The organism is Halomonas organivorans (genome assembly GCF_014192055.1).
Lineage (GTDB): Bacteria > Pseudomonadota > Gammaproteobacteria > Pseudomonadales > Halomonadaceae > Halomonas > Halomonas organivorans.
In genome coordinates this window covers 70,130-81,753 of record NZ_JACHXM010000002.1, presented here as the reverse complement: position 1 = coordinate 81,753, position 11,624 = coordinate 70,130, and the positions used below count along the sequence as shown (strand labels likewise).

The 11,624-nt window shown below is 68.2% G+C and carries 11 protein-coding genes; 10 read left to right on the top strand and 1 reads right to left on the bottom strand.

The genetic code is table 11. From position 1 onward, the window contains the following. Positions 1-136: 136 nt before the first annotated feature. Positions 137-1,030 carry a LysR family transcriptional regulator gene (locus tag FHR96_RS02925; RefSeq protein WP_183386168.1) on the top strand — a complete coding sequence of 298 codons (894 nt, stop codon included), beginning with the start codon at positions 137-139 and terminating at the stop codon, positions 1,028-1,030. Positions 1,031-1,072: 42 nt separating this feature from the next. Here FHR96_RS02925 and FHR96_RS02920 read toward each other — a convergent pair whose 3' ends face one another. Beyond that, positions 1,073-2,107: a LacI family DNA-binding transcriptional regulator gene (locus tag FHR96_RS02920; protein ID WP_183386167.1), complete on the bottom strand. Its 1,035-nt coding sequence runs from the start codon at positions 2,105-2,107 to the stop codon at positions 1,073-1,075. Positions 2,108-2,240: 133 nt separating this feature from the next. Here FHR96_RS02920 and ltnD point away from each other — a divergent pair, with 133 nt between their 5' ends. The 9 genes from ltnD (at position 2,241) to FHR96_RS02875 (ending at position 11,522) form a co-directional block, all read left to right on the top strand. Continuing rightward, on the top strand, positions 2,241-3,176 hold the full coding sequence (gene ltnD, locus FHR96_RS02915) for an L-threonate dehydrogenase (RefSeq protein ID WP_343066321.1): 936 nt from the start codon (positions 2,241-2,243) through the stop codon (positions 3,174-3,176). 2 nt (positions 3,177-3,178) lie between these two features. After that, entirely contained in the window at positions 3,179-4,459 is a 1,281-nt protein-coding gene (gene otnK / locus FHR96_RS02910) for a 3-oxo-tetronate kinase (RefSeq protein WP_183386165.1), read from the top strand. Continuing rightward, positions 4,456-5,103: a 3-oxo-tetronate 4-phosphate decarboxylase gene (gene otnC, locus FHR96_RS02905; RefSeq protein ID WP_183386164.1), complete on the top strand. Its 648-nt coding sequence runs from the start codon at positions 4,456-4,458 to the stop codon at positions 5,101-5,103. The genes otnK and otnC overlap by 4 nt, the downstream gene beginning before the upstream one ends. A 20-nt stretch (positions 5,104-5,123) precedes the next feature. Then, entirely contained in the window at positions 5,124-5,930 is an 807-nt protein-coding gene (gene otnI / locus FHR96_RS02900; RefSeq protein WP_183386444.1) for a 2-oxo-tetronate isomerase, read from the top strand. 43 nt (positions 5,931-5,973) lie between these two features. Then, positions 5,974-6,939: a D-erythronate dehydrogenase gene (denD, locus tag FHR96_RS02895; protein ID WP_183386163.1), complete on the top strand. Its 966-nt coding sequence runs from the start codon at positions 5,974-5,976 to the stop codon at positions 6,937-6,939. A 148-nt stretch (positions 6,940-7,087) separates the two neighbouring features. Then, entirely contained in the window at positions 7,088-8,089 is a 1,002-nt protein-coding gene (locus tag FHR96_RS02890; RefSeq protein WP_183386162.1) for a TRAP transporter substrate-binding protein, read from the top strand. Positions 8,090-8,149: 60 nt separating this feature from the next. Beyond that, complete coding sequence (locus tag FHR96_RS02885; RefSeq protein WP_183386161.1) at positions 8,150-8,770, top strand: TRAP transporter small permease; 621 nt, start codon at positions 8,150-8,152, stop codon at positions 8,768-8,770. Continuing rightward, positions 8,767-10,041: a TRAP transporter large permease gene (locus tag FHR96_RS02880; RefSeq protein ID WP_183386160.1), complete on the top strand. Its 1,275-nt coding sequence runs from the start codon at positions 8,767-8,769 to the stop codon at positions 10,039-10,041. The genes FHR96_RS02885 and FHR96_RS02880 overlap by 4 nt, the downstream gene beginning before the upstream one ends. A gap of 20 nt (positions 10,042-10,061) precedes the next feature. After that, positions 10,062-11,522, top strand: a complete 1,461-nt coding sequence (locus FHR96_RS02875) for an aldehyde dehydrogenase family protein (protein WP_183386159.1) — start codon at positions 10,062-10,064, stop codon at positions 11,520-11,522. Positions 11,523-11,624: the final 102 nt, after the last annotated feature.

The following is an 11,624-nucleotide window of genomic DNA, read 5'->3' as shown; positions in this document are numbered from 1 at the left end:
GATTCCCTCGAGTGAGCGTTCGAATGCTGCGGAGTCTGCGTGGTCTGGTTTGTGCGATAAACGTCGTTAAAATAGAAACACTTTTGCATGGAACGAAACAGTAGGCTTAGGCTGCGCCTGGCCCGGGAGGTCGATCTTGAAGAGCCGCACGGAGGATCTCGAGCTGTTGGTAGCGGTCATCGACAGTGGAGGCTTCAGTGCTGCTGCCCGGCAACTGGATGTCCCGGTGGCGCGTGTGTCGCGCGCGGTGCAGCGACTGGAGCGGCAACTCGATACGCCGCTGCTCAACCGCACCACCCGCAGCGTGACGTTGACCAGCGAGGGACGGGTCTTCGTCGAGCAGGTGCGCGAAGGCCTGGGTCGGCTGGCCGAGGCCGAGGAAGCCATGCGCCTCAGTCGAGAACGACCCAGCGGGCCGCTGCGGGTGGACGCGGCGACGCCCTTCATGCTGCATCAACTGGTGCCGCTGGTGAGCGGCTTCAGGGCCTGCTATCCGGGCATCGAGCTCGAGCTGTCCGCCTCGGACGACATCATCAACCTGCTCGAGCAGCGTACCGATGTGGCGATCCGCATCGGCGGTCTGGAAGACTCCACCCTGCATGCCCGCCCATTGGGACGCTCGCCGCTGCAGCTGGTGGCGAGCCCTCGCTATCTGGAATGTCATGGAATGCCGGTCAGTCCCACGGCGCTGCGCGATCATCGATTGCTGGGATTCATGAACGCCGACAAGCTCAATCGCTGGCCGGTGGATGGCCTCCCTCGGGAAGGGGCCAATATCCGGCCACAGCTGAGCACGTCCAGCGGCGAGGTGATGCGGCAGCTGTGCATGGCCGGGGAGGGCATCGCCTGCCTGTCGCGCTTCATGATCCGGGACGATCTCATCCAGGGCCGGCTGGTCAGCCTGATGGCGGATCGCATCATCAGCCCGGATCCGAGAGAGCAGGTTCAGGCGGTCTACTATCGCAACACGGCCTTGTCTTCGCGGATCGGTGCCTTCCTCGACTTCATCGCGCCCCGCCTGACACTGTGAGCCGGTCGCTCGAGATCGCATGGCGTCAAGCAGGCAGCAGGGTCATGTGCTCTCGCCCACCAGCAGCTCGAAACCCACGTTCAGCTGGCGGCGAGTGACCCGCTTGCCGTCCAGCCGCCGCAGGATCTGTTCGCCGGCCTGGCGTCCCATGGTCTCCCGGGGAGACTGGATCGTCGTCAGTCGCGGCGTGAGGTGCTGGCCCGGGGACAGGCCGTTGAATCCGGCGATGGCGATCTCCTCCGGCACGCGCAGGCCGAGCCGAAAGGCGTGCAGCAGGGCGCCGGCTGCCAGGTCGTCGTTGGCGAAGTGGATGGCGTCGGCTTCGGGGTATTCCTTCCGCACACGCTCGAGCCCCGCGGCCCCGGCCTCCAGGCTGCCCAATTGATCCAGTTCGATGAGCGGTGCCTCGTTCCCGGCTCCTTCCATGACCTCGCGGTGGCCGTCGAAGCGAAGTTCGGCCCGGTAGTCCTGGTCGAGGCAGGCGCCGACGTAGACGGAACGACGATAGCCCCGTTCGAGCAGGTGGCGGGCCATGCAGCGGCCGGCCTCGCGATGGTCCAGGCCGACGTTGAGGTCCAGGGCATCGCCCAGTTCCATGACCTCCATCACCGGCTTGTCGCAGTGCTCGAGCAGTTCGCGACAGGCTTGGGTATGACGCAGCCCGGCGGTGACCAGCGCGGAACATGACCAGCCGAGGAAGGTCCTGACCAGGCGGTGTTCGCGCTCGATGTCGTAGTCGGTATTGCCCAGCAGGATCTGGTAGCCCTGCGCCTCGAAGGTCGTCTGCAGGCCGCGGATTACCTCGATGAACACGGCGTTGGCCAGTGACGGCACGATCACCGCGATGAATCGGGAGCGGGCGGACGCCAGGCTGCCGGCGACCAGGTTGGGCACGTAGCCGACCCGATCCACGGCCTCCAGGACCCGCTTGCGGGTCTCCTCGTTGACGCGTTCCGGGGTGTTCAAGGCGCGGGAGGCGGTGATGGCCGACACGCCGGCGGCAGCCGCAACCTCCTTGAGGGTCGGTTGGGCCGAACCGCGTCGACGCCGTGTCCTGCTGGCTTCCTGATTAGACATTGGTCACATCCTTGCACACTGATCTTGCTGCGGGAAAGTCACTCGTCTAGAACTATGTTAGCGCTAACATGACAGCGCTACCATCACTAATCACGGGATGCACGGCATCACGCGACCATCGGGAGATCGAAAGGTGAGCGACATTTCCGCAAGCGCGCCTCGCATCGGAATCATCGGCCTGGGGGCCATGGGCATGGGCACGGCCAGCGCACTCCTCGAGCGGGGGCTGTCAGTGACAGGCTGTGACGTCTCGGCCTCGGCCCGCCAGGCCTTCGAAGCGAAGGGAGGGCGAGTGGCCGCCACGCCCGCGGAGCTGGCCGCGCACTGTGATATCGCGATGCTGGTGGTCGTCAATGCCGAACAGGTCGAACAGGTGCTGTTCGGCGACCAGGGGCTGGTGGGGCGCCTCGCTGAGGGAAGCGTGGTGATGCAGTGCGCCACGGTGGCGCCCAGCATCGCCCGCCGGCTCGGCGAGCGCCTGGCCGAGGCTGGCCTCGAGATGCTCGACGCCCCGATCAGCGGCGGCGCCGCCAAGGCGCGCAGCGGCGAACTCTCGGTCATGGCCTCGGGCACGCCTGCAGCGTTCGACAAGGCCGCCCCGGCGCTGGAGGCCATGGCGGCCAGCGTCTATCGGCTGGGCGATGCCGCCGGCATCGGTTCCAGCATGAAGCTCGTCAACCAGCTGCTGGCCGGGGTGCATATCGCCACGGCGGCGGAGGCCATGGCGCTCGGCATTCGCCTGGGGCTCGACCCGGACACCGTCTACGAGGTGATCACCCACTCGGCGGGCAACTCCTGGATGTTCGAGAACCGGGTGCCGCACATCCTCAAGGGCGACTACACGCCACTGTCGGCGGTCGACATCTTCGTCAAGGACCTCAACATCGTCCACGACACCGGCCGCGAGCTGGCCATGCCCACCCCGGTGACTGCCAGTGCCCTTCAGCAGTTCACCGCCGCCAAGGGCGCCGGTTTCGGCCGCGAGGACGACTCGGCGGTGATCAAGGTCTACCAGCGACTGTCGGGGATCGCGCTGCCCGAGGCGGCCAACGATCCGGGGGAGGCGTGACCATGGCTATCGTGCTGGGTGCCATCGCCGACGACTTCACCGGGGCCACCGATCTCGCCAACAACCTGGTGCGCAGCGGCATGCGCTGCGTGCAGGTGATCGGCGTGCCGGCGGAAGGGCTGGCGCTGGACGATGTCGATGCGGTGGTGGTGGCGCTGAAGTCTCGCTCCTGCCCCGTGGCCGAGGCGGTCGAGGACTCCCTCGCCGCCCTCGACTGGCTGCAGGGGCAGGGCGCGCGCCAGATCTTCTTCAAGTACTGCTCGACCTTCGATTCTACCGATGCCGGCAACATCGGGCCGGTCGCCGAGGCGCTGATGGATCGGCTCGGCGCCGCCCAGACCGTCATGGTGCCGGCCTTTCCGATCAACGGCCGCACGGTCTACCAGGGGCATCTGTTCGTCGGCGATCGGCTGCTCAACGAGAGCGGCATGCAGCATCATCCGCTCAACCCCATGCACGATGCCGACCTGGTGAGGGTGCTGTCCCGCCAGGTCATGCGTCCGGTCGGTCTGGCGGCGCGTCCGATGCTGGCCCAGGGCGGGGAGGCGACTCGCCGCCATCTGGCGGCGCTGTGCGAGCAGGGCATCGGCCACGTGATCTGCGACACCCTCGACGAGCGGGACCTCGAGGTGATCGCCGAGGCCGTCGTCGACCAGCCGCTGGTCACCGGCGGCTCCGGGCTCGGCCAGGCGCTGCCGGCCCAGTACCGGCGCCGGGGCTGGCTGGCCGAGGTCGCCGAGCCCGGCCGCCTGGCGCCGGCGGCGGGGGGAGCCCTGGTGCTATCGGGCAGCTGCTCGCGGGCGACCCTGGGGCAGGTCGCGCACTTTCTCGAGCGCCATCCCGGCATCGCGCTGGACCCGTTGGCGCTGGCCGAGGGCGAGGCCCACTTCCAGACGGCGCTGGCCTTCGCTCGCGAGCGGCTGGCGGGAGGCGGCCCGGTGCTGGTCTATGCCTCCGCCGATCCGCAGCGGGTCCAGGCCGCTCAGGCGGCGCTCGGCACCGAACGCGCCGGCCAGCTGGTCGAGGCCGCGCTGGGGCGCCTGGCCAAGGCGATGGTCGAGGAGGGCGTGGGGCGGCTGGTGGTCGCCGGGGGCGAGACCTCCGGCGCGGTGGTCTCGGCGCTGGGCATCCGCACCCTGCGCATCGGCGAGCAGATCGATCCCGGGGTGCCCTGGACCCAGGCGCCGCTGGCCGATCGCGAGGCGCCGCTGTCCCTGGCCCTCAAATCGGGCAACTTCGGCGGCCCCGATTTCTTCACTCGAGCCTTCGAGGTGCTGTCATGAGCATGAGTGACATCAATGCCCAGCGCGAGCGGATCGCTGTCATGGGGAAGTCGCTGTTCGATCGCGGGCTGACCATGGGCTCCAGCGGCAACATCAGCGTGCGCCTGGAGGACGGCGGCTGGCTGATGACCCCCACCAATGCCTGCCTGGGCCGTCTCGACCCCGCGCGCATCTCGCGCCTGGACCGCGACGGCCGGCTGCTCGACGGCGACAGGCCGACCAAGGAGCAGTTCCTGCACACGGCGATGTACGAGCAGCGCCCCCAGTCCGGCGCCATCGTCCACCTGCACTCCACCCACTCGGTGGCCGTCTCCTGCCTGCCCGACGTGGACCCCTGCGACTGCATCCCGCCGCTCACCGCCTACTACGTGATGCGGGTGGGGCGGCTGCCGCTGGTGCCCTACCACATTCCCGGCGACCCGGGCCTGGGTGATGCCGTGCGCGGCCTGGCCGGCCGGCACAGCGCGGTGCTGCTGGCCAATCACGGCCCGGTGGTGGCCGGCAAGTCGCTTGAGGCCGCGGTCTATGCCACCGAAGAGCTCGAGGAGACCGCCAAGCTGTACCTGCTGCTGCGGGGGCAGAACCCCCGCGGCCTGACGCCGGAGCAGGTGGCCGAACTCGAAGCGCGTTTCCCGCGCGACTGACACCACGGCGAGGAGCGATGATGATTCGACTGGCCGCCAACCTGAGCATGTTGTTCACCGAGCACGATTTCCTCGACCGCTTCACCGCGGCCGTCGATGCCGGCTTCCGAGGCGTCGAATACCTGTTTCCCTATGCCCATTCCCCCGAGGCGCTGCGCACGGCCCTGGATGAGAGCGGCGTCGAGCAGGTGCTGTTCAACCTGCCGCCGGGGGACTGGGCGGCGGGGGAGCGGGGGCTGGCCAGCCTGCCGGGACGCGAGGCGGAGTTCCGCGACGCCGTGATCGAGGGGCTGCGCTATGCCGAGCGGCTGGGCTGCCCGCGGGTGCACGCCATGGCCGGGCTGCTGCCCGAGGGCGCCGATGATCGAGCGCTGGACGACGCCCGCGAGGCCCATCATGCCACCTATCTGGCGAACCTGCGCTTCGCCGCCGGCGAGGCGGCGAAGGCCGGCCGTGAATTGCTGATCGAACCGATCAATACCCGCGACATGCCGGGCTATTTCCTGTCGCGCCAGGACCAGGCCGTGGCCGCGATCGAAGCGGTGGGCGCGGACAACCTGCGCCTGCAGTTCGACCTCTACCACTGCCAGATCATGGAAGGCGACCTGGTTCGCCATCTCGAGCGGCTGCTGCCGCACATCGGCCACGTGCAGATCGCCGGGGTGCCGGAGCGCCATGAGCCGAACATCGGCGAGGTGCACTACCCGGCGATCCTCGAACGCCTTTCGGCCCTGGGCTATCGCGGCTGGGTCGGCTGCGAATACCGACCGGCCGCCGCCACCCGGGACGGCCTGGGCTGGGCCAGGCCCTTCGGCCTGGCGAGCTGAACCATCCACGCGACTCCAACCGACATCCGTAAGCGAGACTCCTATGCACATAGCGATCACCGGCGCCGCCGGCTTTCTCGGCCAGCGCCTCGTGCACCAACTCCTCGAGCGCGGGGAACTCAACGGGCAGGCGATTCGCCAACTGACGCTGATCGACCAGGCCGAGCCGCCCGCCATCGAGCGGGAGGGCGTCGAACTGCGCTGCCTGGCGCTGGACATCAGCGAGCCGGGAGCCCTGGAACCGTTGCTGGAGGCTCGGCCCGATGTCATCTACCACCTGGCCGCGGTGGTCAGCTCGGCCGCCGAAGCGGACCTGGACCTGGGCATGCGCGTCAACTTCGATGCCACCCGCGCCCTGCTCGAGGGCTGCCGGGCGCACGGGCTGTCCGGCACTCGGCTGGTCATGGCCAGCTCCGTGGCCGCCTATGGCGGCGAGCTGCCCGAGGTCCTCGACGACATGACCGCGCTGCACCCCCAGAACTCCTACGGCGCCCAGAAGGCGATGGGCGAGCTGCTGGTCAACGACTACAGCCGTCGGGGACTCGTCGACGGCCTGGTATTGCGGCTGCCGACCATCGTGATTCGCCCAGGGCGACCCAATGCCGCAGCGTCGAGCTTCGCCTCCAGCATCCTGCGCGAGCCGCTCAACGGCGAGCAGGCGATCTGCCCGGTGCCGACCGAGCTGGAGCTGTTCGTGATGTCGCCGGCCAGGGTGGTCGAGGCGCTGGTGCACGGCGCCGAGGTGCCGGCCTCGGCCCTGGGGGATTTCCGCGCCTTCATGCTGCCGGGCCTCACGGTGAGCGTCGCCGAGATGCTCGACACCTTGCGCGAGGTGGCCGGTGAGTCGGCACTGGCTCGCGTCCGCCATGAGCCGGATGCCCGCATCGAAGCCATCGTCGGCAGCTGGCCGGCGCGCTTCAGTAACGAGCGCGCCCGCCAGTTGGGCTTCCGCAGCGACCGGAACTTCGGCGACATCGTCCAGGCTTTCCTGAGCGAGGTGTCGCGGTAGGCGGAAAGCCTCGCATTGATCACGCCTCTCCTACCATGGTCGCATTTGACAGAGAGGCGTAGTTATCATGTCATTATACCAGTTTGCAGTACGCCGTCGGTCGTGACCGTCGGTATCCACCAAGCCGCAAACCCGAGGGGATATAACAATGATGACCCGTTTTGCACGTCACGCCTTGCCCGCCGCCATCGCCGGTATCTCCACCCTGGCGCTGGCCTCCACCAGCCTCAGTGCCGTGGCCGCCCAGACCATCACGGTGGGCCACACCACTTCCGACAACTCCCACTATTCGGCCGGGGTCGATGCCTTCGCGGCCAAGCTCGATGAGCTCAGCGACGGCGAGTTCGTGGTGGCCGAACATCCCTCCGGTGCCCTGGGCGGCGAGCGCGCCATGATCGAGGGCCTGCAGATCGGCACCATCGACATGGTGGTGTCGTCCACCGGGCCGCTGGGCAACTTCGTGCCCGAGACCTACGTGCTCGACCTGCCGTTCCTGTTCAAGGACTACGACCAGGCACGTTGCGTACTGGACGGCGAGGTCGGTCAGGCCCTGCTCGACAAGATCGACCAGCACGACCTGGTGGGCCTGGCCTGGAGCGAGAATGGCTTTCGTCACCTGACCAATAGCCTGCGCGACGTGAAGACGCCCGAAGACGCCGCCGGGCTGAAGATCCGCACCATGGAGAACGAGATGCACATGGCGGCGTTCCGCGAGCTCGACGTGCATCCCACTCCGATGGCCTTCCCGGAGCTGTTCACCGCCCTGCAGCAGGGCACCGTCGACGGCCAGGAGAACCCCATCTCGGTGATCCTCACCGGCAACCTCTGGGAAGTGCAGGATCACCTGTCGCTGACCGGTCACGTCTATTCGCCGGCCATCATGCTGGCCTCTCCGGTGCTGTGGGACGGCCTCAGCGACGAGGAGAAGGGCTGGTTCCGCGAGGCCGCCCACGCCGGCGCCGAGGCCACCCGGGCGATGGTGTCGCGACTGGAGACCGAGGGGGTCGCCGAGCTCAAGGAGAAGGGCATGACCGTGGTCGAGGACATCGACAAGTCGGCCTTCCAGGAAGCCGTCGAGCCTTCCTACAAGGTCTACACCGACGAGTACGGCAGCGAGATGCTCGACCGCATCCGTCACAGCGACTGCTGATCATCACCCGACGCCTGCCTCGGCCGTCGTGCCGAGGCAGGCCGACCCAAGGGGAATGTCATGGTGGAACTCTTCCTCCGCGTCGAGCGTGTCACTACGCGAGTGGCGCTCGTCGTGGCCGTGTTGATGCTGATCGTGTCGGTCGCCACCGGTTTCTATCAGGTGTTGACGCGTTTCGTCTTCGATGCGCCCTCTACCTGGTCGGAGGTGGTGGCGCGGTCGTCGATGATCTGGTGCGTATTTCTTGCCGCGGCCCCCGGCTTCCGTGGCGGGCACATGATGTCGGTCGAAGTCATCTACAAGCTGCTTCCCAGGAAGGGGTTGATAGTGCTCGAGGCGGCCATCGCCTTGAGCTGTGTGCTGGCGCTGACGGTGCTGGTCTACTACGGCACCGCCATGACCCTGCGGGTGCGCCCACAGGTGCTGTCGGGGCTGGGGATTTCCATCGCTTGGGTCTATACCGCCATCCCCCTGGGAGCCGGTTTCGCACTGATGGCCGTGGTAGCGAGGCTGCTGGCCCAACTGACTGGACGCGAGGACATCGGGCTGGTCGATGCCGAGGCCGAGGCGGCCGGTCATGACGACGCCTCGTCGGTCACCGAGTCCGCCAGACCGGCACCGTCCACGCCGTCCGATACGGCTGGCCCCGTGGGCGCATCGACCCGGAGGGCTCGCTCATGAACCTCGCGATCGGCCTGTCCCTGATCCTGTTCTTCGCCCTCGGCGTCCCCATCGCCGTGTCCATCCTGCTGGCGTCCATCGTCGGCATCGAATTCTTCTCGCGCTTTCCGCTACTGATGGTGCCCCAGCAGATGTTCGTGGGCATCGACAACTTTCCGCTGATGGCGATTCCGTTCTTCATCCTGGCCGGCAACCTGATGGCCGCCGGCGGCATTTCGCAGCGCCTGGTGGACCTGGCCAAGTCTGTCGTCGGGGGGCTGCAGGGCGGCCTGGCGATGACCTGCGTGCTGACCTGCATGCTGTTCGCCGCGGTGTCGGGCTCGAGCGTGGCCACGACCTTCGCCATCGGCTCGATCCTGATTCCGGCCATGGCGCGACATGGCTATCCGCGGCCGCTGGCGGCCTCGATCCAGGCATCGTCGGCGGAGCTCGGTGTGCTGATCCCGCCGTCGATCCCGCTGATTCTCTATGGGGTCAGCACGGACACTTCCATCGGCCGCCTGTTCATCGCCGGTATCGGCCCGGGGCTGTTGATCGGAGGGGCGCTGCTGCTGTTCCTGTACCTGTTCTGCAAGTTGCGCGGCTACGGGCTCCGGGATCGCGAGGAACGCCACGATTTCGGCACCGCCTTCAAGCGTGCCTGGGCGGCGCTGCTGATGCCGGTGGTGGTGATCGGCGGCATCTATGGCGGGGTCTTCACGCCCACCGAGGCCTCGGCGGTCGCCGTGGTCTACGCGCTGATCGTCGGTGGACTGATCTATCGCGAGCTGAGCTTCGCCCAGCTGTGGCCGATCCTGCGCCAGAGCGTGATCGCCACCGCCACGGTGATGCTGATCATCTCGGCGGCGGCGCTGTTCAGCTTCCTGATCAGCCGCTCGGGGCTTCCCTCCCAGGTCGCGGCCTGGGTCACCCAGGTCTTCGAGAGTCCGGTGAGCTTTCTGCTGGCAGTGAACGTCATGCTGCTGGTGATCGGCATGTTCGTCGAGACCTCGGCGGCGATCCTGGTGCTGGCGCCGATCTTCACGCCGATCGCCGTGCAGTACGGCATCGACCCGGTGCATTTCGGGCTGATCATCGTGGTCAACCTGGCGCTGGGCATGTTCACCCCGCCGCTCGGCGTCAACCTGTTTGCCGCCTGCGCGGTGGCCAAGCTGTCCATCGATCAGCTCATTCCCTGGCTGCTGCGCTTCGTGCTGGTGGTGCTGGCCTGTCTGATGGCAATCACTTATCTGCCCTGGATCTCGCTGGGGCTGGTGGACCTGTTGTACTGACAACGACCAAGGAGACATCGATGAGTGCGTTACCCGTAACGCCGCGCTGCGCGGCCTTGATCGGCGGCGAGTGGGTGGCCACGGCCCGGACCCTGAGCGTCGAGGCGCCCGCCACGGCCGCACCGTTGGCCGAGATCGCCCGCTGTGACGCGGTTCAGGTGGACGCTGCCGTGGCCGCCGCGCGACGCGCCTTCGACGGCGAACTCGGCGACTGGCACCAGTGGTCGGCGCGCCGGCGGGGCGAATGGTTGCATGCCTTCGCCGATGCCATCGAGGCCGACGCCGAGGCGCTGGTCGCCCTGGAGTGCGCCGACACCGGCAAGCCGCTGTCCCAGGCCCGGGGCGACATCGCCGTGTGCGCCCGCTACTTCCGCTTCTATGCCGGGGCGGCGGACAAGCTGCATGGCGAGACCATCCCCTTCGACAACGACTTCGCCGTGCTCACGCTGCGCGAGCCCTTCGGCGTCTGCGCCCAGATCATTCCCTGGAACTATCCGTCGCAGATCTTCGGCCGCTGCGTGGCGGCGGCGCTGGCGGCCGGCAACAGCGTGGTACTCAAGCCCGCCGAGGACGCCTGCCTGAGCGTGCTGAGACTCGCCGAGCTGGCCGTGGAGGCCGGGCTGCCGGCCGGGGCGCTCAATGTGGTGCCGGGCCTGGGACGCGAGGCGGGCTCGGCGCTGGCCGCGCATCCCGGCATCGATCACCTGTCGTTCACCGGCTCACCGGAGACCGGGACCCTGGTCACCCAGGCCGCGGCAGTCCATCACGTGCCGGTGACCATGGAGCTCGGCGGCAAGTCCCCGCAGCTGGTGTTCGCCGATGCCGACCTGGACAGCGCCCTGGCGGCGGTGGTGCGCGGCATCATCCAGAACGCCGGACAGACCTGCTCGGCGGGCAGTCGCCTGCTGGTCGAGGCATCCTGCTACGACGAGGTCGTCTCGCGTCTCGCTGCACGCTTCAGCGACCTGCGCTGCGATGCCGGCGAGCGCGATGCCGACTGCGGCCCGCTGATCAACGCCCGCCAGCGCGAGAAGCTCGAGTCCCGGCTGGCGGCGGCGCAGGCCGACGGCATTCGGGTGGCGGCGGCCGGCCAACTGGCCGACGGTGCACCCGCCGGCGGGCACTTCGTGGTGCCGCAGATGCTGGTCGACATCCCCGAAGGCCATGCGGTGACCCGCGAGGAGCTGTTCGGTCCGGTGCTGGCGGTGCAGCGCTTCGTCGATGAGGACGATGCCGTGCGACTGGCCAATGCCACCGAATTCGGCCTGTGTGCCGGCGTCTGGACCCGCGACGGCGGGCGCCAGCTGCGCCTGGCCAAGCGCATCCGCAGCGGCCAGGTGTTCGTCAACAACTATGGCGCCGCCGGCGGCATCGAGCTGCCCTTCGGCGGCATGGGCCGCTCCGGTCACGGCCGCGAGAAGGGCTTCGAGGGTCTGAAGAGCTACACCCAGCTCAAGACGGTGGCGATTCGCCACGGCTGAGGCCCTGCCAATCCAGATCGACCCGCACGACGACATCGGCCGGGGAGGGGGCGCGCTGGCCGCCCCGACCCGGGGGGCGTCGTGCGCCAGAGGTTCCATTGC

Excerpts from the sequence above, each read along its gene's own strand:
- FHR96_RS02920 (WP_183386167.1), bottom strand. The coding sequence starts at position 2,107 with ATGTCTAATCAGGAAGCCAGCAGGACACGGCGTCGACGCGGTTCGGCC.
- otnK (WP_183386165.1), top strand. The coding sequence starts at position 3,179 with ATGGCTATCGTGCTGGGTGCCATCGCCGACGACTTCACCGGGGCCACC.
- otnC (WP_183386164.1), top strand. The coding sequence starts at position 4,456 with ATGAGCATGAGTGACATCAATGCCCAGCGCGAGCGGATCGCTGTCATG.
- otnI (WP_183386444.1), top strand. The coding sequence starts at position 5,124 with ATGATTCGACTGGCCGCCAACCTGAGCATGTTGTTCACCGAGCACGAT.
- denD (WP_183386163.1), top strand. The coding sequence starts at position 5,974 with ATGCACATAGCGATCACCGGCGCCGCCGGCTTTCTCGGCCAGCGCCTC.
- FHR96_RS02890 (WP_183386162.1), top strand. The coding sequence starts at position 7,088 with ATGATGACCCGTTTTGCACGTCACGCCTTGCCCGCCGCCATCGCCGGT.
- FHR96_RS02885 (WP_183386161.1), top strand. The coding sequence starts at position 8,150 with ATGGTGGAACTCTTCCTCCGCGTCGAGCGTGTCACTACGCGAGTGGCG.
- FHR96_RS02880 (WP_183386160.1), top strand. The coding sequence starts at position 8,767 with ATGAACCTCGCGATCGGCCTGTCCCTGATCCTGTTCTTCGCCCTCGGC.
- FHR96_RS02875 (WP_183386159.1), top strand. The coding sequence starts at position 10,062 with ATGAGTGCGTTACCCGTAACGCCGCGCTGCGCGGCCTTGATCGGCGGC.